Raw genomic sequence first — 22452 nt, 5'->3', positions numbered from 1 at the left:
AAAATCTGCCGAACAAGGGCATGCAAATGCGCAATTTAATCTTGGGTTGATGTATGAAAAAGGACGAGGGGTAAAACAAGATTATATTCAAGCCAAAAAATGGTATGAAAAAGCCTCAGAGCAAAAACATGCCGCAGCCACCACAAATCTTGGCTATCTTTATGAAAATGGCTATGGCACAAGACAAGATAAATACAAAGCCCGTGAACTTTATGGCAAGGGCTGTGATTTAGGTAATCAGATCGGCTGTAATAATTACAATAATATGAAAGGTATGTTTTTATTTGAAAGTGCTGAAAGTCTGTCCGAACGTTGGGAAAAAGAGAGAGAAGAAGCCTCTGAACGTGAAAAAGAATGGAAAAAAAGAATGATTGAAGACGGCAAAGCGGATTTTGAAGCGATGTTAGCTAAGGTAGAGAAAGATCCAAAAGATACCGAAGCCTTATATCAGATAGGCGATTATTATAATAGAGGCTGGGGCATTGCTAAAAATAAATCTAAAGCGGTAGAGTTTATGACTAAAGCGGCGGAAAGAAATGATAAAAAAGCCCAATATTGGTTAGGGAGTTATTGGTTAGGCTGGGACGTGCAATATAATGTTGCTTATGGATACGATATTGCTAAAGGCATTGATTATTTAACCCAAGCAGCGAAACAAAATCACTCAGAAGCACAAAATGTACTGGGGCTTCAATATTTAAATGGGGTGACGGTACGACAAGATTTATATAAAGCTAAAGGATTATTTGGACAGGCTTGTGATAACGGCAACATGGAGGGGTGTCAAAATTATAAAGATGAAAGATTGCAAAATCTTCCAAACCCGTTTGAAAAAATATTTGGTGAATATTGGGCTGCGATATTGGGTGGCTTAGGGGCATTAATGCTCACATTGATTGCGTTTTTACTTGGCAAAAGATCAAAAAATAAAAAGGAAAATTAAATACTAGACTTAAAGAACCCTGTACCGAGTGCAGGGTTCTTTTTTACATTAAAGGGCTAAACTCAATACGAAAGGAAAAAATAGCGTTTTTTCTACCGCACTTTTGCCAAAAAAGCGTAAAAAACAAAAAAATTTGATGATTTTTTTACACTCTTAGAAATAAACAAAAGACAGAGTGAAAATAGGTATTTAACCTGACATAAAAGAATATTATTCCAACAATAAAAACATAAAAAGATAATTTAACTATTTTTATATTATTAAAAACTCTCAAACAAACATAAAACACTAAAAAAGCATTTGACAGCCCTTTATTTATTCGTAACATAGCAAGGGTTTCACACAGGATTTTCGTAGGATTTTTTATGTTTTTTTCCGTTTCTTTATCACTCAATCTGCTGCTCACACATTCTTTGTGCGGCTAGCTTGTGGATGAAAAACCATTAAATGTAAAAAAACAAAAACTAACCCGCACTTCATAGAATTGCGGGTTTTTGTTTAAAAAATTTTGTAAAAAACAACCGCACTTTCGGCACTATTTTTAAAAGGACATTGTTATGACAGATCGCGTAATTATTTTTGACACCACGTTGCGTGACGGTGAACAAGCATTAAAAGCGAGCTTGACCGTTAAGGAAAAATTGCAAATTGCTTTAGCGTTGGAACGCTTAGGGGTCGATGTGATGGAAGTGGGCTTTCCGGTATCCTCTCAGGGAGATTTTGAATCGGTACAAACCATTGCACGCCATATCAAGCATTCACGTGTAGCGGCGTTATCCCGTGCGGTAGATAAAGATATTGATGCCGCCTACGAAGCCTTGAAGGTGGCAGAGGCCTTCCGTATTCACACCTTCATCGCCAGCTCTGCCTTACACGTGGAAGCCAAATTAAAACGCACTTTTGATGATGTCGTGGAAATGGCAGTTGCCGCAGTAAAGCGAGCCCGTAATTACACCGATGATGTGGAATTTTCCTGCGAAGATGCGGGGCGTACGGGCATTGATAATATTTGTCGTATTGTAGAAGCCGCCATCAACGCCGGTGCGACAACCGTCAATATTCCCGATACCGTAGGTTATTGTTTACCAACAGAATATGGCAACATTATCGCTCAGGTGCGTAATCGTGTGCCGAATATTGATAAAGCGGTGATTTCCGTGCATTGCCACAACGATTTAGGTATGGCAACTGCCAATTCCTTAACTGCTGTACAAAATGGGGCACGTCAGATTGAATGTACCGTCAATGGTATCGGTGAACGTGCCGGTAATACCGCCCTTGAAGAAGTGGTGATGGCAATTAAAACCCGTCAGGAATTGTTTGGTGTGGATACCCGCATTAACACGCAAGAAATCCACCGAGTCAGCCAAATGGTGAGCCAGCTTTGCAATATGCCGATTCAACCAAACAAAGCCATCGTGGGTTCGAATGCCTTTGCCCATTCCTCAGGTATCCATCAAGACGGTATGTTGAAAAACAAAAATACCTACGAAATTATGTCACCGGAAACCATCGGGTTGAAAAAAGAAAAATTAAACCTCACCGCCCGTTCCGGTCGTGCTGCAGTGAAGGGGCATATGGCAGATATGGGTTATACCGAACAAGACTACGATTTGGATAAATTGTACGATGCATTTTTGAAATTGGCAGACAAAAAAGGGCAAGTGTTTGATTACGATTTGGAAGCCTTAGCCTTTATTGATATGCAGCAAGGTGATGAAGATCGTTTGGTATTAGATAAACTTTCCGCCCACTCTACCAAAGAATATCCGGCAACGGCATTTGTTCAATTACAATTAGACGGCGAAAAATTAAGCACATCTTCTATCGGCGGTAACGGCCCTGTGGATGCGGTATATAACGCCATCTTAAACTTAACCGGCTTAGACATCAAAATGTCCCACTATAATTTAACCGCCAAGGGCGAAGGTGCGGAAGCCTTGGGGCAAGTGGATATTGTGGTGGAACACGAAGGACGTAAATTCCATGGTGTTGGTTTGGCAACGGATATTGTGGAATCATCAGCGTTGGCGTTGGTGCATGCGATTAATGCGATTTATCGATCTCGGAAAGTTGCGGATATTAAACATCATAAAGCAGTCGGGGCTTAATCCCGTTCAGATTTCGCCCTGAAGGGCGAGTTACTTTTCTTTGCTTTGCCAAAGAAAAGCAACCAAAAGAAGGGAACCCGATAAAGTGCGGTTAAAATTCTAGGTATTCTTATATCTTAAAAATATTGTTAAAACCAACCGCACTTTTCAAATGATGTGCCGATTAATTCGGGGCCCCATATAAATCGCCTTTGCGACTTGGCATTTTTAGCTAAATTTGTACTGTTTGAGCGTAGCGAGTTTACAAATTTAGCGTTAAGAAAATGACAATAAAGCAAAGATCAGCGATTTAACTGGGGCGTGTTTTCTTTGCCTACTTTCTTTTACACGAGTAAAAGAAAGTAGGTCTCCATCGGCAAAACCCGATGCTAATTTAAAATAAAATTTAAACAAAATAGGAAAAACCAAAATGAAATCATACAACATCGCAATCCTCCCCGGTGACGGAATCGGCCCTGAAGTCATGGCGGAGGCAATGAAAGTCCTTAACAAAATCCAAGAGAAATTCAATATTAAATTCAACTTTAATGAATTTTATGTCGGTGGTGCGGCAATTGACAATTGTGGGTGTCCATTGCCGGCTGAAACCTTAAAAGGTTGTGAAAACGCCGATGCAATTTTATTCGGTTCTGTTGGAGGCCCTAAGTGGACAAATTTACCACCGGATCAACAGCCGGAACGTGGTGCACTCTTGCCATTGCGTAAACATTTCAAATTATTTTGCAACCTCCGTCCGGCAACCCTTTACAAAGGGTTAGAAAAATTCTGTCCGTTACGTGCAGATATTGCGGCGAAAGGCTTTGATATGGTGGTGGTGCGTGAATTAACCGGCGGTATCTACTTTGGTCAGCCGAAAGGTCGTGAAGGCGAAGGGACGCAAACCAAAGCATTTGATACAGAAGTCTATTACAAATACGAAATTGAACGCATTGCCCGTGCGGCTTTTGAAGCGGCAATGAAACGCCGTAAACACGTCACTTCCGTAGATAAGGCGAACGTATTGCAAAGTTCAATTTTATGGCGTGAAACCGTGGTGGAAATCGCAAAAGAATATCCTGAAGTGACCGTTGAGAATATGTATATCGACAATGCCACTATGCAATTAATCAAAGCACCGGAATCTTTTGATGTCCTGCTCTGCTCCAACATTTTCGGCGATATTATTTCCGATGAAGCAGCCATGATCACCGGTTCAATGGGAATGTTGCCTTCCGCCAGTTTAAATGAAGAAGGCTTTGGTTTGTACGAACCGGCAGGCGGTTCTGCACCGGATATCGCCGGCAAAGGTATTGCCAATCCTATCGCACAAATTTTGTCGGCGGCAATGATGCTACGTTATAGCTTTAACTTAAATGAAGCTGCTGATGCTATTGAGAATGCGGTACAAAAAGTTTTGGCTGCCGGCTATCGTACCGGCGATTTAGCCGATGATTCTGCCCCCATCTCTACGGCGGAAATGGGCACTTTGATTACAAACGCACTTTAACCAGTGGCTGAAAGTGCGGTCAAAAATTCTATCTTTTTTAACCGCACTTTCCCCTCATAAAATAGAGAAAAAGATTATGGCAAAAACACTTTATCAAAAATTATTTGACTCTCACATTGTGTACGAAGCGGAAGGCGAAACGCCGATTTTGTATATTAACCGCCATCTGATCCATGAGGTCACCAGCCCGCAAGCCTTTGATGGCTTACGTGTTGCCGGTCGCCAAGTCCGTCAGGTAGGCAAAACATTCGGAACCATGGATCATAGTATTTCAACCCAAGTACGTGATGTGAATAAATTAGAAGGTCAGGCAAAAATTCAGGTGCTAGAGCTTGAAAAAAATACCAAAGCCACCGGTATTCAGTTGTTTGATATGAAAACCAAAGAACAAGGCATTGTGCATGTAATGGGGCCGGAACAGGGTTTAACCCTTCCCGGTATGACGATTGTTTGTGGCGACTCGCACACTGCCACCCATGGTGCATTCGGGGCATTAGCATTTGGTATCGGCACATCAGAAGTGGAACACGTTTTAGCTACACAAACCTTAAAGCAAGCCCGAGCCAAAAGTATGAAAATTGAAGTCCGTGGCAAAGTTGCACCAGGGATTACCGCAAAAGATATTATCCTTGCTATCATCGGTAAAACCACCATGGCAGGCGGTACAGGACACGTTGTAGAATTTTGCGGAGAGGCGATTCGTAATCTTTCAATGGAAGGACGAATGACCGTCTGCAATATGGCCATTGAAATGGGGGCAAAAGCAGGCTTAATCGCCCCGGATGAAACGACCTTTGAATATTTAAAAGGTCGCCCTCATGCGCCGAAAGGTCAAGATTGGGACGATGCGGTGGAATATTGGAAAACCTTAAAATCCGATGAAGATGCACAATTTGACACAGTGGTTACCTTAGAAGCAAAAGATATTGCACCGCAGGTCACTTGGGGAACGAATCCCGGGCAAGTTATCGGCATCAACCAATTAGTGCCGAATCCAACGGAAATGGACGATCCCGTTACCCGTGCTTCTGCAGAAAAAGCTTTGCAATATATTGGTTTAGAAGCCAATACGAATTTAAAGGATATTGCCGTGGATCAAGTGTTTATCGGCTCTTGCACCAATGCCCGCATTGAAGATTTGCGTGCTGCCGCTGCAGTGATGAAGGGGCGTAAAAAAGCAGATAATGTGAAACGCATTTTGGTGGTGCCGGGTTCAGGTTTAGTCAAAGAGCAAGCGGAAAAAGAAGGCTTAGACAAAATCTTTATCGCAGCCGGTGCGGAATGGCGTAACCCGGGTTGCTCTATGTGTTTAGGGATGAATGACGACCGTTTAGGCGAATGGGAACGTTGTGCCTCCACCAGCAACCGTAACTTTGAAGGTCGCCAAGGTCGCAACGGACGAACACACCTTGTCAGCCCGGCAATGGCTGCTGCAGCAGGAATGTTCGGTAAATTTGTTGATATTCGTGATGTGGCATTAAATTAAAGAGGAAAATAAAAAATGGCAGGATTTAAACAACTTTCAGGCTTAGTGGTACCCTTGGATGCAGCCAATGTGGACACCGATGCCATCATTCCCAAACAATTTCTACAAGCCATTACCCGTGTAGGCTTTGGCAAACATTTATTCCACGAATGGCGTTATTTAGATGTGGAAGGTACACAACCTAATCCGGAATTCGTGCTGAATTTTCCACAATATCAAGGGGCAACCATTTTACTCGCCCGTAAGAATCTTGGTTGTGGCTCTTCCCGTGAACACGCCCCTTGGGCACTCGCCGATTACGGTTTTAAAGTGATGATTGCCCCGAGTTTTGCGGATATTTTCTACAATAACAGCTTAAACAATCATATGTTACCGATTCGTTTGAGCGAGCAAGAAGTAGAAGAAATTTTCCAATGGGTATGGGCAAATGAAGGCAAACCAATTCACGTAGATTTAGAAGCCATGACGGTTACCACAGGCGACAAAGTTTATCACTTTGAATTGGACGAATTCCGCCGTCATTGCTTATTAAACGGCTTAGATAATATCGGCTTAACCCTTCAGCACGAGGACAAGATCGCCGAATACGAAAAAAATATCCCGGCATTTTTGCGTTAATCCTACAAAAGTGCGGTTAAAAATCTCGGTGTTTTTAACCGCACTTTTACCTAAATGTTTCCATAGCGTTTGACAGACTTTCCCCTTCCCCCTATTATCTTCCACGCTTTTATATTGATTATTCTAAGGAACAGCACAATGATTGCTTACACCTTTCTATCTTTATTTACGATTGCGGCAATAATTTTTATTGTGAACTCTCATTATCGTTGGACATATCTTTTTGCGATTTCATTATTTGTTTTCTTCTTTGGTGGAATGCTCACCTTGACAGGACAATGGCAACGCGCGCTCAATTTTTCCTCTGTGTTTTTTGTGGCGCTGATGCTATTCCACCGCTTAAAAATCCATTACTATAAACAACCTTTGCTCATTTCCGATTTTTTTCTAGTGGTCGATTGGCGCAACTGGGAAACCCTATTGCACTATAAAGGTGCCTTAGTTGGTGTAATTGGCTTACTTACATTACTTGGTTATGCCATTTTCGGTTGGTCAGATACCGAATCACTGGGGATATTCGGGCATATATTCGGAGGGATTTTATTGCTCGGGAGTTTTGCCCTAATGTGGCATTATTCTAAAAATCCTCAGGCTTTACAGGTTTGGCTTGATTCTTTACCTGATGATGGGCGTGATGTGTTTTTAAATTTGCCGATGTCTTGTCGGGGAATTTTCTTCAAAGTGCCACAATTTTCAGGTGAAGGTGAAAATTTTACGAAAAAAATGACCGCACTTTACGCAGAACAAACCGAGCCAACCCCAGCAACCGACAAACCGGATATTGTGGTGGCATTATTAGAATCCACACTTAATCCTCACCAATTCGCTTTCACTCGGCAAAACATTCCACCACTGCCAATGTTTGAACAGCAAAAGGATACTGTCTTTATGTCTCCCTTGCGAGTACATACTTTTGCCGGTGCCACTTGGCGTTCCGAATTTGCTTTCCTTGCCGGCGTGCCTTGCACGGATTTTGGTGCATTAGCCAGCGGTGTTTTTTATTCCGTCGTGCCGCATTTAAAATCGGGCTTAATTAAAAATTTACGTGCACAGGGCTATTTCTGCGTAGCGCTCTCTCCTTTTACCAAAGGCAATTACAATGCAAAGTCCGCTTATGATCATTTTGGCTTTGACTTAATGTTGCAACCCCAAGATTTGGGCTATCCTGCGCCATTAAGCAAAAATTTATGGACAATCAGCAGTGAAGAAATGATGACATACACGAGAATGATCTTAGAAAAGCAACATCCTTCACTCGAAAAAATTAACCAGCCAATATTTGTCTATGTTTTAACCATGCGTGAGCACGGCCCTTATAATTTAGATATGGAAAATATCTATCACCTTGAAATGCCAAATTTAAATGAGAAGAGCATTTCCTCACTCAATGATTACACTCAACGCATCGTGGCACTCAATGAAGCGATTGAGAAGATGGATGAATATTTACATCAACGCAACAAACCCTTTGTTTTCGGCTATTTTGGTGATCATCAAGTGGCATTTGATAACACTATTCCGGCAAAAAAAGGCGATTTTCCTTTCCCTGATTACATCACTCAATTTGTCGTGAGAAGTAATGCAACTACGCCATTCAAACAAGAACAAGATTTCCTTGATCTTGCCTTTGCAGGCGGTTTATTGTTAGATGTTGCCGGATTATCGGCACAAGATAAGTTTATGGAAGCCAATCAAGCGATGCGCCAACTAAGTGAAGGAAAACTGGAAGATAGTCCGAATAACCAGTTCGTCAATGACTATCGCCACTATCTCTATCAAACCTTAAAAATTGCACAATAATGGTTGAAGCAACGAAACATTATCTTGCTTCTGTTATCATTTCCTTCGTCTGAAGTTAAGGAATAGTAAGCCAACATAACCCACGAGTGGGCTTAATTAAAACCGCCCACTCGTTATTTCTTAAATATTAGGATTCTACTTTTGTTTTTTTCACAACATAGTTATAAATCACCAACACGATAAAGATACCGACTATCGAGAATGTGATCATATCTTTGGAAAAATATTGAGCCATGTAACCAAGTACAATTCCCACACCACCAAAGTCAGCATCAGAGAAAGTCGTATTGGCAAAACCTAACGAACCTAACACAGGAAGTAAGAATACCGGCAGGAAAGTGATCAATAACCCTTGGGCAAATGCCCCTATTATCGCGCCACGGCGACCACCTGTTGCATTACCAAATACACCGGCTGTCGCACCACAAAAGAAATGCGGTACAACGCCCGGAAGGATTAATACCCAATTCAATTGGTTCAACAAGGCAAGCCCGACAATCCCACCAACAAAACTAGACAGAAAACCGATTAATACTGCATTTGGAGCATAGGGGAATACGATAGGGCAATCTAATGCCGGTTTTGCATTCGGTACTAATTTTTCAGAAATACCGGTAAAGGCAGGTACAATTTCAGCTAAAATTAAACGCACGCCTTGTAAGATAATAAATACCCCGGCAGCAAAGGTAATAGCTTGAATTGCCGCATAAACCAAATAGTGTTGCTCATGGCTATAATGTTGACTGACATAATCACGTCCAGAGGCGATTGCAAGAATAAAATAAATCACCATCATGGTTAGAGAAATAGAAATCGAGCTATCACGCAAGAAACTTAGATTTTTAGGCAAATCCATTTCTTCGGTGGATTTAGAGCCTTTCCCGAACACTTGACCAAGTGCCCCTGAAAGCACATAGCCCAAAGTACCAAAATGGCCAAATCCAACCTCATCGCTTTCAGTAATTTTCTTCATATAAACATGTGCAATCGCAGGGAAGAATGCCATGATTAAACCAAGTGTAAGCGAACCGGTAAAAATTAATTCCACACCGTCTAAACCTGCCACGGTAAGTATTACGGCTATCATACAGGCCATATAAAATGTGTGATGACCGGTTAAGAAAATAAATTTTAAACGGGTAAAACGAGCAACAATAATATTGGCGACCATTCCAAATGCCATAATAAGTGCGGTTGCGGTTCCATATTTTTCAATTGCCATGGAAACAATGGCTTCATTATTCGGGATAATCCCCTGTACATTAAAACCGTATTCAAACATACCACCTAATGGCGAAAGTGAACCAACCAATACGCCGGCCCCTCCGCCTAATACAATAAAACCTAAGATAGTTTTAATCGTTCCCTTAATCACGTCCGGAAAAGATTTTTTCTGCATAAGCAAACCGACAAGTGCGATTAACCCCACCAGAATGGAAGGGACTTTAAGAATATCAAGGATAAAGAAAAGAATAGATTCCATTTTGTGTTCCTTCTGATAATGAAACAAAGTTAGCGATTAAAATATTCACCAAGTTTTTCTTCAAATTCAGTCACGCTGACAATATTTTTCATCACAATGACACGATCTTCGGGAATCGGGCTACTTTTTGCTATATCACGTGCCATAACGAAAACATCGGCATCATCGACCGTTACCGAAGCGAGATCGGTATGAGCGACTTCTGCCTCAATACCTAATTTCTTTAAGGCTTTTTTAATGTTCATTTCCATCATAAAGCTACTACCAATACCATGTCCGCAAACAGCCATAATTTTCATAATGTTTCTCCTATAATGAGAGAGGATTGAATGAATAAGGGTTAGACTTTTCTAAAATTGTATGAAGATCAGAAACCTAGTCATTAAAAGTCTATTATTTCCAGCATAATTGCCTCACCGACAATTAAGTTAAAGCAAGTCTATGACTGAATGATAGCGTTATCAATAAGCAATATTCAGAAATGTGATCTGGTTAACATTTTTTTCATAAAGCCTTTTTGCTAAAATCAGGCAGGCTTAACATTTGGATATACTAAGAATGACTCTTTTAGGAAAACATCGCCGTTCATCCGGTAAAGTCACTTTATCGCATGTCGCAAAATTGGCAGGCGTAGGACAAATGACCGTTTCACGTGCACTACGTACCCCAGAACAGGTCTCGGCAGAACTTCGTGAAAAAATTCAGCAAGCCATTGAAACTTTGGGCTATGTTCCTAATTCTGCCGCTCGAGAATTAGCCTCTAATACTTCACGCAATATTGTGATCGTTACGCCTTCTATCACTGCAACGGAAAATACTCTGATACTCAACGGCTTACAAAAAGCCCTTGACGATGTAGATATTCAACTGATTATTCTAATTGCAGGTAAACCGAATTGGTTACGAGAGTTAGTGAATTATTCCCCCTCTGCGGTCATTCTGATTAATTTGAATGTACCTTTATCCGAACGAAATTGGATTGCCAATAGTGGCTTGCCTTGCATTGAAATCGGTTCAAAACAACGTACACCACTTGGTATTAATGTGTGTGTCGATGTTAAAAGTGCGGTCGAAATGATGATTGATTATTTAATCAAACAAGGTTATCAAGAAATCGGGTTACTCTGTGCCAGACAACAACAGGCAATTTTCCAACAATATCTTGAAAGCTGGCATAAAACACTCCTCTCACGCTTTCGAGATCCTCAGCTCATTCTTCACAGTGCAGAAATCCCCTCCTTTTCCGGTGGGGCAAAATTATTCAATGAGGCATTATTGACTTGGGATAAAGTGGACGCATTAATTTTCCTTTCTGATGAATTAGCTTGTGGGGCATTATTTGAAGCACAACGCAAGCATTATGCGATCCCTTATAAAGTCGCGATTGCCGGCTTAGGTGGATTAGAAGTCAGTCAAGCCGCCTACCCTACATTAACGACAATTCAAATTCCCTATGAGCAATTAGGAAAAATTGCCGGTGAAAAATTAAAACAATGCCTCCACGATGCTCATCACTCCTTAGAAAAAGAAACCATTCAGCTTGAGACTCGGCTCATTATTCGGGATAGTGCCTAATAAAGCAGAAAGGGGTTATCTGAACACTTAAATCAAGATAGCGCTAAATTGCTGATCACTATCTTGAATAACGACATTATCATTATAAAACCCACAATAGCTGAACAACATTTCATACATCAAGTGCGGTCAAAATTATGAAGATTTTTAACCGCACTTTCTTCATTGACACAGCAAAGACATCTGCCTATTATCATTGCAATGATCCTGTTCTATAACCTAAACCATGCAAAAAAATACTCTAACCCCACTCAAAAACGCTCTTGCCCAACGCATTTTAATCCTTGATGGTGCTATGGGGACGATGATCCAACAATATAAACTCACCGAGGCAGATTTCCGCGGTGAACGTTTTAAAAACAGCCCGATTGATGTACGAGGTAATAACGATTTACTCACACTTACCCAACCACTCTTGATTTCCGCTATTCACGAAAAATACCTTGAGGCGGGTGCCGATATTATTGAAACCAATACCTTTAGTGCCACGACCATTGCACAGGCAGATTACGAGTTACAGTCTATTGCCTATGAATTAAATTTTGCCGGTGCAAAATTGGCACGTCTTGCGGCGGATAAATACAGCACACCGGAAAAACCACGTTTTGTCGCCGGCATTCTAGGCCCAACCAATCGAACCGCCTCCATTTCGCCAAATGTGAACGATCCCGGTTTTCGGAATATCACCTTTATGGCATTAGTAGAAGCCTATGCAGAAGCCACTCGAGGTTTGATCGAAGGCGGCTCAGATTTAATTATGATCGAAACCATTTTCGACACGCTCAACGCCAAAGCAGCAGTATTTGCCATTGAAACGGTATTTGAAGAATTGGGTGTGGAGCTGCCGATAATGATTTCCGGCACGATTACCGATGCCTCAGGGCGTACGCTTTCGGGGCAAACTACCGAGGCTTTCTACAATTCCCTTCGTCACGCTAAGCCGCTCAGTTTTGGTTTGAACTGTGCCTTAGGGCCTAAAGAGCTGCGTCCTTATGTGGAGGTAATGTCAAAAATCTGTGAAAGTTATGTGTCCGTTCACCCTAATGCGGGTTTACCCAATGCCTTCGGTGGCTATGATTTAGGGGCAAGCGAGATGGCAGAGCATATCAAATCGTGGGCGAAGAGTGGCTTGGTCAACATTGTCGGTGGCTGTTGTGGCACAACACCCGAACACATTAAAGCCTTTGCTCAAGCGGTGGCAAACCTTCCACCACGCCCCTTACCTGCAATCAAAACCGCAATGCGTTTATCCGGGCTTGAACCGCTCAACATTGATGACAACAGCCTGTTTGTCAATGTAGGCGAACGCAATAATGTGACGGGTTCGGCAAAATTCAAGCGGTTAATTAAGGAAGAAAAATACGCCGAGGCAATGGAAATTGCCATTGGTCAAGTGGAAAACGGTGCACAAGTGATCGATGTGAATATGGACGAAGCCCTACTCGACTCGCAAAAATGTATGACCCGTTTCCTCAACATTATGGCGACCGAACCCGATGCCGCTAAAGTGCCTGTGATGATCGATTCAAGTAAATGGGAAGTGATTGAGGCAGGTTTGCAAGCAATTCAAGGGAAAGGCATTGTGAACTCCATCTCACTGAAAGAGGGAGAGGAAAAATTTATCCAACAAGCCAAATTGGTGCGTAAATACGGTGCAGCAGTCGTTGTGATGGCGTTTGATGAAGTCGGACAAGCGGATACCGAAGAACGCAAAGTGGAAATTTGTACCCGTGCGTATCGGATTTTGGTCGATCAAGTCGGCTTTCCGCCTGAAGACATTATTTTCGACCCGAATATTTTCGCCATCGGCACAGGCATCGAAGAACACAATAACTACGGCGTGGATTTTATCAATGCCACGGGGCGAATCAAACGTACCTTACCGCACGCCAAAATTTCAGGTGGAGTATCCAATGTATCCTTCTCCTTCCGAGGCAATAATGCCATGCGTGAAGCCATACATGCGGTATTCCTCTACCATGCCATTAAACAAGGAATGGATATGGGGATTGTCAATGCGGGACAACTAGCGATTTATGACGATCTCGATCCCGAACTGCGTGAAGTCGTGGAAGATGCGGTGCTTAATCGCCACCCTGATGCAACTGAACGTCTACTGGATATTGCGGAAAAATATCGTCATCAAGGTAACGAAAGTGCGGTCGATTCTGTCGCGGAATGGCGCACTTGGCCAGTGGAAGAACGCTTAAAACACGCCTTGGTGAAAGGAATCACTACCTATATTGTGGAAGATACCGAAGAAGCCCGCCAAAAATTCCCGACACCATTGGAGGTGATCGAAGGACCATTGATGGACGGTATGGACGTGGTCGGTGATTTGTTCGGGGACGGTAAAATGTTCTTACCCCAAGTGGTGAAATCGGCACGGGTGATGAAACAATCTGTTGCTTATCTAGAACCCTTTATCAATGCGACCAAACAAAAAGGTTCATCAAACGGAAAAGTCGTGATCGCTACTGTCAAAGGCGATGTGCACGACATCGGTAAAAATATCGTCAGCGTGGTGTTGCAATGTAATAATTTTGAAGTGATTGATCTTGGCGTGATGGTGCCGGCGGATAAAATCATTCAAACAGCGATTGACGAAAACGCGGATATTATCGGCTTGAGTGGGTTGATCACGCCGTCTCTCGATGAAATGGAATACTTTTTAGGCGAAATGAACCGCTTGAAATTGAATATTCCCGTGATTATCGGCGGGGCGACCACCTCCAAAGAACACACAGCGATTAAACTTTACCCGAAATATCAGCACGAAGTGATTTACACCACCAATGCCTCCCGTGCCGTTACCGTCTGTGCTGCCTTGATGAATCCGGAAACTAAAGCAGAATTGTGGGCAAGAACGAAGCAAGAATACGAAAAAATCCAGCAAGCCTTTGCCAACAAAAAAGCACCTCGCAAGCAGTTACCAATTGAAGAAGCCAGAGCCAACCGCTTTGATGCCTTCAGCGGCGAATGGGCGGATTATCAAGTGCCTGTGCCAAACCAGACAGGCGTTATTGAATATAAAAATGTGCCGATTGCTACGTTACGCCAATTTATCGACTGGTCGCCATTCTTCCGCTTATGGGGCTTGATGGGCGGCTACCCTGATGCCTTTGACTATCCTGAAGGCGGTGAAGAAGCCCGTAAAGTCTATAATGATGCACAAAAAGTGTTGGACGAATTAGAGCAAAATCACAAGCTCAACCCAAGCGGTGTGATGGGGATCTTCCCGGCCAACAGCGTGGGCGATGATATTGAAATCTATCAAAATTCTGACCGCACTTTAGTGGCAGGCAAGGCCTATCATCTCCGCCAACAAGGCGAAAGGGGTAAAAACAGCAAAAGCCCGTACAACCTCTGTTTAAGCGATTTTATCGCAAGCAAAGAGAGCGGTAAGCAAGATTGGTTCGGTATGTTCGCCGTTTGTGCTGGGACAGAAGAACACGATTTAGTCGAAGGCTACAAAGCCTCAGGGGACGACTACAATGCGATTTTACTGCAAGCCGTTGGCGATCGCCTTGCCGAAGCGATGGCGGAATATCTGCACTTTGAACTTCGCACGAAAATCTGGGGATATAGCAAAGAAACCTTTGAAAACGACCGCTTGATCCGTGAAGATTACATCGGCATTCGCCCCGCCCCCGGCTACCCAAGTTGCCCTGAACACACCGAAAAACAGATCATCTGGGATTTACTGGAGGTAGAACAACGCATCGGCATGAAACTCACCGAAAGCTACGCCATGTGGCCTGCTGCCAGTGTTTGTGGCTGGTACTTCACCCACCCTGCTTCCAATTACTTCACATTGGGGAGAATTGATGAAGATCAGGCAGTGGATTATGCCAAACGGAAGGGGTGGAATGAGAGAGACATGGTGAAGTGGTTGGGGGTGGCGATGAAGTGATATCAAATAATTTAAACGAATAGCAGTAAAAAATATGAAATTAATTATTACTAAATTAATAAAATGGAAAAAGATATGAAATTACAATTCCCAATAAAACAGCGTATCATTAAGTTATTGAAACAAATTTCTGTAGAAATGCAAGAAAGAGATCAAATATTAGCAATCACCCTACTTGCAGCAATTGCAGGACAAAATACGTTTTTATATGGACCTCCTGGAACAGCAAAAAGTTTAATTTCAAGAAGGTTAGCTTGTGCATTTGAGCTTTCCAGTTATTTTGAATGTTTAATGAATCGCTTTACAACCCCAGAAGAAATTTTTGGACCAGTATCAATTAAAGAGTTAAAAGAAGATCGTTATCTTCGTCAAATAGATGGCTATTTACCAACTGCCGATTTTGCATTTTTAGATGAAATTTGGAAATCTAGCCCAGCAATTCTAAATAATTTACTGACTATTATTAATGAACATCTTTTTAAAAATGGTAATGAAAGAATTAGCGTTCCATTAAAGTCGTTAATCTCTGCATCCAATGAAATTCCAGCAGAAAATCAAGGATTAGAAGCCTTATATGACCGCTTCATTGTCCGCTTATTAGTCCCACCTATTAAAGAAAATGATAACTTTAACCGTTTGCTAAATAGTAAACCAAGTGCTGAAAAACCGATTATTGATTCTACATTAATTATCCGTTCAGAAGAGCTTATCCAGTGGCGTGAGCAATTACATAATATTCAGCTAAGCAGTGACACTATGTTGATCATTAAATATATCCGCCAAGAATTAGCAGAAAAATTTGATAAATTGAATGTTTATGTCTCTGACAGACGCTGGCAACGAGCTGCTATATTACTAAAAGCTTCAGCATTTTGTAATGATAGAAACGAAACTAATCATAGTGATGTAGCTTTATTAAAATATTGCTTATGGACAACACATGAAAATAGGGATGCTGTAGAAAATATTGTAATGAAAGCAATTAAAGACTGTGGGTTTGATAGTGGGATTGATTTAGCTGAGCTAGACAGAAAGAAAGAAAAATTAGATAAAGAAATTCATAAGGAACTTTATTATTCTCAGGATATTTATAATACCCATACAATTAATGGAAAACAGTATTTTAGAGTTAAGGCTGACTTTAAACCTAAATATAGATATGACAACAATACGAGGAGATATACCTTAAATGTTTTATTTGAACATATGAAGACCACAGAGAAATATAACCCTATAGATAATCAAGGGAATACAATCCAGGAAGTATCATATGAGTTTAATAAACAAGGTTGTTGCTTGTTAAAACTTAATTATTATTCATATGAGGATATCACATTCATACCAAAGCCAATGTTTAGCAAAGGTCAAAAAAAACAAGATATTAATGAAAGACTTATTAAATCTCTTTCTGATTCAGTCAAAGAAATTAGAAGAGAATTAACTAAAACTTTGGTAAAAATAGAAAGAAAAAATAAATCCTACCAAGAAAAACTGTATAGTCCTTTTGTCACTAAAGTTGAAATTGATATCGCAGTTAGTGCAATTTTAGACCAAATAGAACAACTAAAACTACGCATTGTAGATTGTGAACGTTTGGAGGCATTATGCCAATAAGTTTACTTACAGAGAAAAAGATAATAAAAAAATCGCTTAAAAATCAATTAGGATATTTAATACAACAGGAAAGACTTTCCAGCTATCTGGATAATAATATAAATAATTGGTTTAAGAAATCTCATTCGTTTATTCAGAAAAACAATCCGTTTACTATTTTTCGTGATAAATGGAAAAGAGCAAATAAACATTTTATAGAAAAAACTAAGTCATTTAATCAAGAAATTATAAATGAATATGAATCATTCTGCCATGCTATAGGAATTCCTTTTAATACTCATTTTTGGCTAGAAAAGTTAAAAGAAAATGCAGAAGAAAAGGAGTTAGCATTTCGTTTATTGTTGAATGAGTGGCAAAAAAATTTAGACAAAGCCCAAGCTCGTTGGGAATTAGAACAAATTAATCAGGCTAGAGAAAAATTCTTATCGGAGTTACAAAAATGGTTAGAATTAATTCAACAGCTTGAACAAAATCTTTCTCCGTTTGGGTTAGATTTTGGTTTATGGTTTGATGATAGCTTAGGTTCACTCTCGCAAAAAAGTATAGAGACGTTGAAACGCTGGGCAACATATTTTTCCAACAATAAAGAAATACAAAAAATAGCTGATTTACTTGGAAAAATGCGTCAGATTGAACAATCATCAAAAATTGAAACTATTACGCAAGCTATTTGTGTAAATGTTCCTAAAATTGATGTAGATTCTAAAGAAGAAATTATCGGTCTTCGTTTAGGTAAAGACTTAGAATATGCCTTACCATCAGAATTAGCTTTAATGGCTGATTCCGAAACTACAATACTATTTGATTTAAAATATTTAGAATCAAAATTAGTTTGTTTTGAATTGCAAGGCACTACTTATCAAGAAAAAATAGATGAAATAAGTGAAGTAGAAACTCAGGAAAAAGAAAAATTAGGACCTATGATATTGTGTATAGATACCAGTGGTTCAATGAACGGAATGCCTGAATATATTGCTAAAGCAATAGCTTTTTATCTTGGAAATAAAGCTAAATCTCAAGATAGAAAGTGCTTGGTTATTAATTTTTCAAAAGGTATTGAAACCTTTGAAATTTCTGCAACAAGAGGGATTGTTGATTTATCTACCTTTTTACAAAAGTCATTTCACGGTGGAACAGATGCAGCCCCAGCCTTGTACCATGCTCTATCACTATGTCAATCTGAAAATTATAAAAAAGCTGATGTACTTATGATTTCTGATTTTATAATGGGCGAATTACCCGAAACATTGCTTAATCAAATTCAGCAACAAAGGGAAAAAGGAAATAAATTTAACTCGCTGGTAATTGGTAATCTATTTATGAATAACCGACTAAAAACATATTTTGATAATGAATGGATATATAATCCAAATTCACAGCAGATAGAACAATTAGTTAATTTTTCTAAAATGTAATTCCCCTGTACACACTGCTTATAGAGTTACATATAAAAGTTTTATATCTGAGTTTGGCAAACTATAAAGTTATTAGCGTCTAAAATCAGTAATCCTGTACTATTTTGCAGTTATCTAGACTTTCTGTAGCTGACTCGGAAGTGAATTTCTAGCTATTATGGTTAGATATCTCTGTCTTCCATTACCAATATTAATAGTAATTGTTCGTTAGCCCAACAATCAATCTACTACCCTTTGCTATCTAGTTTCCCTACATCAACAATATAGCCTCATCTTAATAACTCAATAAAACAATATTTTCTAAACGATTAGAATCATTCGTATTTTGTTTCATCTTTTATAGAATAATCGGTAAATATCACAACTAAAAAACCCCTCTTAGGTTTTCCTAAGAGGGGTTTTAGTTAATGACTATACAAGTCAACAATTAAGCAATTTGTACAGTAACAGCCTCTTCTACAAGAAGTTGTGCACCATAAGTTGCACCTGTTTGGTTATAGGCTTTATAGGTTACACCGCTATCAGTGACAGTACCTGCTTCTTCCCAGTTACCACCGATAAGGTCAACTTTATCTTGAGCATCACCTAATACTTTCACTTGGTGTTTAGCTTGACCAAATGTTTTAAGCTGGTGATTTAGGTCAAGTACATCTTGTACACCAATTTTCAGTGTTTTCGCACTCTCTCCTTTATCTAAATCAAGTACTTCAATATTTGAGATACGGGACATGCCAACACCTGTTGCCATATATCCGATACCTGCGTTCGTGATCTTAGAGAAATCAATCGTTGTTACATCACTTGCAAAAGATAATGTATCAACACCCTGACCACCATCTACACGAGCGAAACGTCCATCCTGCTCATAACTATTCGTACGAGCTAGGGCATCAAGGTTACTTTGATTTAGTACGATGGTGTCATTACCAAAACCGGTGTAAATAACATCCGCACCTCCATTGCCGTATACCTTATCAGCACCGCTAGTTCCGCCAATAAAATCGCTAAACTCGGTACCTTGTGCTTCACCATTTTCTACAGTGATTGTTGGCTGTACATTTAGCTCTCGATGTCCTGAGAAAATAGTTACTTGCCCTGGGTTAAGGAGCACATCTCCAGTGCTGGATCCAGCTCTAGGATTCGTACTTGCTGTTGCAGGGCTATGTAGTAAGGCAAAGTCCACCAAACCATCACCATTAAAGTCAGAGAAACCTGCAATAGCTAAACCTTTAGTTGCTGATTCAGGAATAACAAAACCATGCACGCCAATATTCTCTAAATCAACCGTAGTCGTTGTATTACCCGGCGCACCAAATAATACGAAGCTACCGCCTGTCTCATTTGCAATAACATAATCACCTAAGCCATCACCATCTAAATCACCAATACCTGATACGGCAGTTTTATCAGTGAATGTGCCTTCTTTACCTTTAATAATTATGCCACCATTACCGCCGGTTATACTATCAGTACCAAATGACACAGGTGTTGTGCTATTACCACCAAAAAGAATATAAGCTCGATCTTGTTCAGGTGAAACAACTATCGCATCAGCATAGCCATCGCCATTCACATCACCGGCAGAATTTACACTATCAACCTCATTACTAAAGATCAGAACGTTGCTATTATTTAGACCCTCTTTGCTACCAAAGAAAATACCTTTATTAGTAACAACATCAGCATAACCATCATTATTGAAGTCACCTAATGCCGCTGCACGTGGTGCTTTTGCAGTAACATCAGCCTCAGCTTTATTAAACTCTAAGCCGGTTTGATCCGGGTTACCACCTTCGTTAAACGGTTTACCAAAGTATACATTAGAAGTCGTTGGCCCTAATACTACAACATCAGATAAACCATCTCCGTTTACATCACCAACACCGGCAATACCTGTGGCAGGTAGTCCATTATGATTAATCGTAACGCGTGATGCATTCTCGTCAGGGCCTGAAATCAATGTAATGTTAGCTGTAGTCGGACTATAATTAGGTAAAGTAGCTGTATAAGTAGTTACCCCTGCAACAGCTGGATTCCGTTTATAACTTATTGCGTGTGTAGCAACCATAACGTCATTCAAGCCATCTCCATTAAAGTCACCCAATCCTGTTTGTAAGTACGTTGGCTGATTAATACTCAGTGGCTTAGAGCCAAACCCACCCTGTCCATTAGAGGTCATCACATCATAAGCGGAACGGTTTACAGAAACAGCCGCCAAGTTATCAAAACTATTTCCAAGTGGTCCTAATGATGAAATTGTCGTTCCGTTCATGCTAACTTTTTTCATCGACGCATCACTAAAGGTGTGAGACGAACCACGGACAACAGTAATATCAAAGCTTTCTACTGTTGATTCAGGTATTGTACTCTCCGTTGAAGCATAGAACGAATGTTTTTTAATCGTCAACGTTTTCTCTTGAGGTACGTCATATGTCCAGTTTCCGTCTGCATCAGCTTGAACTTCTGCAAATTTCACATAGTGGCCACCTGCATCTTTTTCAAACAAGTAAACTGTACTGTTTGGTTTAGTTGCTGTACCTTTAAGCGTTGGGTTAGCATCATCAGTTTGTGTTCCACTCAGGAAATTACCCGTAATATCGCCAATATCATCGTCATAAGAAGTGATTTTAGCCGTCATGGTTACATCAGGAACATCTACCGGCTTCGCTTTATCTAACTCAGCTTGTGCAGCTGTTTTACCTTGACCATCCGGTAAGCTGTCGATTGCTTTCTGTGCCGCATCTTTCGCTGCTTCAACTGCAGCGTTTGCATTTTCAATCGCTTTCTTCTCTTCAGGAGTGATCGAGTTATCTGAGTTCGCCTTGTCAAGTGCGTCTTTTGCTGCTTCCGCCGCAACTTTTGCAGCATTAACTAAGTCATCAACACTATCCGGAACACCGTTACTGTTTTCATCATTGACTGGAGGTACTTGAATACCGTCTAACGCATCAACAGTGCCTTGTAAAGTGTCTTTACCTTCAATACTATCCGGTAAACCTTTCACTGCTTCATCCGCTGCTTTTTTCGCATCACTCGCTGCTTTCTGCGCTGCGTCTAATTCGGTTTTTTCAGTCGGGTTAATTACACCGTCTTTCTGAGCTTCTTTTAACGCATCTTTCGCCGCTTGGTCGGCGTCTTTTGCAGCTTTCACCAAGTCATCCACATTATCCGGGATACCGTTACTGTTTGCATCGTTTACAGCTGGCACCTCAACACCATTTGCTGAATCAACTTTCTCTTTTAACCCAGCTTTTTCAGGTGAAGCATCATCTACGTTGCTGAGCGCTTCATTTGCAGCCGCTTTCGCATCATCTACCGCTTTATTGAGTTTCTCCAATTCAGCAACAGCTTCTGGACTTACCACTTTTGGATCACCTAAACTATCCAATTTATCTTGAGCTGCTTTTTGTGCATCTTCAACTGCTTTCACTAAATCATCTACGGCTTTATCTACCGGTGCTTGAGCTGTAGTTGTTGAAGGTGTCTTGTTAGCGGCTGCAGGTGTAGTTTTTACAGTAACTGTAGAACCATCTTTCACATCATCAGCTGGTAATGTCACTACCCCATTACGAATGCTGTCATGTCCTGTCCATCTAATATTACCGTTAGGTTGTGCAACACCTGTTACTGTGACAGTTTGTGGATTACCATTTTCATCAGTATAGGTAATTTCAGCCACTCCAGCCTCTTGAGGTAATTGAATTTTAACCTGACCTTTATCATTGCCTGTTGTAACAGGAGTGATAATAGCCGATGCAGCTTCTTCAGTTGGAGTTACCAGTGGTACTTCTACCGGATTCACATTATCTAAACGATTTTGTAACGTCTCTTTACCTGTGCTATCCGGTAAATTATCAAGCGCTTTTTGTGCTGCATCTTTCGCTGCTTCAACAGCTGCGTTTGCATCTTCAACCGCTTTCTTCTCTTCCGGTGTGATCACACCGTCAGATTTCGCATCTTCAAGCGCTTTTTCGGCTGCTTCTTCTGCATCTTCTGCGGCTTTCACCA

At 40.7% G+C, this 22452-nt stretch carries 13 protein-coding genes; 10 read left to right on the top strand and 3 right to left on the bottom strand.

Annotated features, from left to right (window positions below; all coding sequences use genetic code 11):
- The 6 genes from BKK54_RS11055 to BKK54_RS11025 all read left to right on the top strand — a co-directional run.
- Positions 1–943 (top strand): tetratricopeptide repeat protein (locus BKK54_RS11055; RefSeq protein ID WP_143541464.1); only part of this gene is annotated, 943 nt, incomplete at its 5' end.
- A 557-nt stretch (positions 944–1500) separates the two neighbouring features.
- On the top strand, positions 1501–3054 hold the full coding sequence (gene leuA, locus BKK54_RS11050) for a 2-isopropylmalate synthase (RefSeq protein ID WP_077543122.1): 1554 nt from the start codon (positions 1501–1503) through the stop codon (positions 3052–3054).
- Positions 3055–3463: 409 nt separating this feature from the next.
- A complete protein-coding gene (leuB, locus tag BKK54_RS11040; protein WP_077543120.1) occupies positions 3464–4540 on the top strand; it encodes a 3-isopropylmalate dehydrogenase in 1077 nt (358 codons plus the stop codon).
- Between the two features lie 76 nt (positions 4541–4616).
- The gene (gene leuC, locus BKK54_RS11035) at positions 4617–6026 is read left to right on the top strand and encodes a 3-isopropylmalate dehydratase large subunit (RefSeq protein ID WP_077543119.1); all 1410 of its coding nucleotides are present in this window, start codon (positions 4617–4619) and stop codon (positions 6024–6026) included.
- 15 nt (positions 6027–6041) lie between these two features.
- On the top strand, positions 6042–6644 hold the full coding sequence (leuD, locus tag BKK54_RS11030; protein WP_077543118.1) for a 3-isopropylmalate dehydratase small subunit: 603 nt from the start codon (positions 6042–6044) through the stop codon (positions 6642–6644).
- A 138-nt stretch (positions 6645–6782) separates the two neighbouring features.
- Positions 6783–8444 carry an LTA synthase family protein gene (locus BKK54_RS11025; protein WP_077543117.1) on the top strand — a complete coding sequence of 554 codons (1662 nt, stop codon included), beginning with the start codon at positions 6783–6785 and terminating at the stop codon, positions 8442–8444.
- Between the two features lie 127 nt (positions 8445–8571).
- Here BKK54_RS11025 and BKK54_RS11020 read toward each other — a convergent pair whose 3' ends face one another.
- A complete protein-coding gene (locus tag BKK54_RS11020) occupies positions 8572–9927 on the bottom strand; it encodes a PTS ascorbate transporter subunit IIC (RefSeq protein WP_077543116.1) in 1356 nt (451 codons plus the stop codon).
- Positions 9928–9956: 29 nt separating this feature from the next.
- Positions 9957–10226, bottom strand: a complete 270-nt coding sequence (locus tag BKK54_RS11015) for a PTS sugar transporter subunit IIB (RefSeq protein WP_077543115.1) — start codon at positions 10224–10226, stop codon at positions 9957–9959.
- 259 nt (positions 10227–10485) lie between these two features.
- On the opposite strand from BKK54_RS11015, the gene BKK54_RS11010 reads away from it, so the two are divergent.
- The 4 genes from BKK54_RS11010 (at position 10486) to BKK54_RS10995 (ending at position 18444) form a co-directional block, all read left to right on the top strand.
- Positions 10486–11502, top strand: a complete 1017-nt coding sequence (locus BKK54_RS11010; RefSeq protein WP_077543114.1) for a LacI family DNA-binding transcriptional regulator — start codon at positions 10486–10488, stop codon at positions 11500–11502.
- 226 nt (positions 11503–11728) lie between these two features.
- Positions 11729–15415: a methionine synthase gene (metH, locus tag BKK54_RS11005; RefSeq protein ID WP_077543113.1), complete on the top strand. Its 3687-nt coding sequence runs from the start codon at positions 11729–11731 to the stop codon at positions 15413–15415.
- A 75-nt stretch (positions 15416–15490) separates the two neighbouring features.
- Complete coding sequence (locus BKK54_RS11000) at positions 15491–17029, top strand: AAA family ATPase (RefSeq protein WP_077543112.1); 1539 nt, start codon at positions 15491–15493, stop codon at positions 17027–17029.
- On the top strand, positions 17020–18444 hold the full coding sequence (locus BKK54_RS10995) for a VWA domain-containing protein (RefSeq protein WP_077543111.1): 1425 nt from the start codon (positions 17020–17022) through the stop codon (positions 18442–18444). Before BKK54_RS11000 ends, BKK54_RS10995 begins: the two co-directional genes overlap by 10 nt.
- A 427-nt stretch (positions 18445–18871) precedes the next feature.
- Here the strand turns inward: BKK54_RS10995 and BKK54_RS10990 are convergent.
- Positions 18872–22452, bottom strand: a 3581-nt coding sequence (locus BKK54_RS10990) for a GA-like domain-containing protein (RefSeq protein WP_143541463.1), incomplete at its 5' end; no start/stop codon positions are given.

The organism is Rodentibacter genomosp. 1, from assembly GCF_001999285.1.
Taxonomy (GTDB): Bacteria; Pseudomonadota; Gammaproteobacteria; order Enterobacterales; family Pasteurellaceae; genus Rodentibacter.
The sequence above is the reverse complement of the archived record's forward strand: the minus strand, read 5'-3'. Positions and strand labels throughout refer to the sequence as shown.

Coding starts and splice junctions, on each gene's coding strand:
- leuD (WP_077543118.1), top strand. CDS start 6,042: ATGGCAGGATTTAAACAACTTTCAGGCTTAGTGGTACCCTTGGATGCA.
- BKK54_RS11000 (WP_077543112.1), top strand. CDS start 15,491: ATGAAATTACAATTCCCAATAAAACAGCGTATCATTAAGTTATTGAAA.
- BKK54_RS11020 (WP_077543116.1), bottom strand. CDS start 9,927: ATGGAATCTATTCTTTTCTTTATCCTTGATATTCTTAAAGTCCCTTCC.
- leuC (WP_077543119.1), top strand. CDS start 4,617: ATGGCAAAAACACTTTATCAAAAATTATTTGACTCTCACATTGTGTAC.
- BKK54_RS11015 (WP_077543115.1), bottom strand. CDS start 10,226: ATGAAAATTATGGCTGTTTGCGGACATGGTATTGGTAGTAGCTTTATG.
- metH (WP_077543113.1), top strand. CDS start 11,729: ATGCAAAAAAATACTCTAACCCCACTCAAAAACGCTCTTGCCCAACGC.
- leuA (WP_077543122.1), top strand. CDS start 1,501: ATGACAGATCGCGTAATTATTTTTGACACCACGTTGCGTGACGGTGAA.
- BKK54_RS10995 (WP_077543111.1), top strand. CDS start 17,020: ATGCCAATAAGTTTACTTACAGAGAAAAAGATAATAAAAAAATCGCTT.
- BKK54_RS11025 (WP_077543117.1), top strand. CDS start 6,783: ATGATTGCTTACACCTTTCTATCTTTATTTACGATTGCGGCAATAATT.
- BKK54_RS11010 (WP_077543114.1), top strand. CDS start 10,486: ATGACTCTTTTAGGAAAACATCGCCGTTCATCCGGTAAAGTCACTTTA.
- leuB (WP_077543120.1), top strand. CDS start 3,464: ATGAAATCATACAACATCGCAATCCTCCCCGGTGACGGAATCGGCCCT.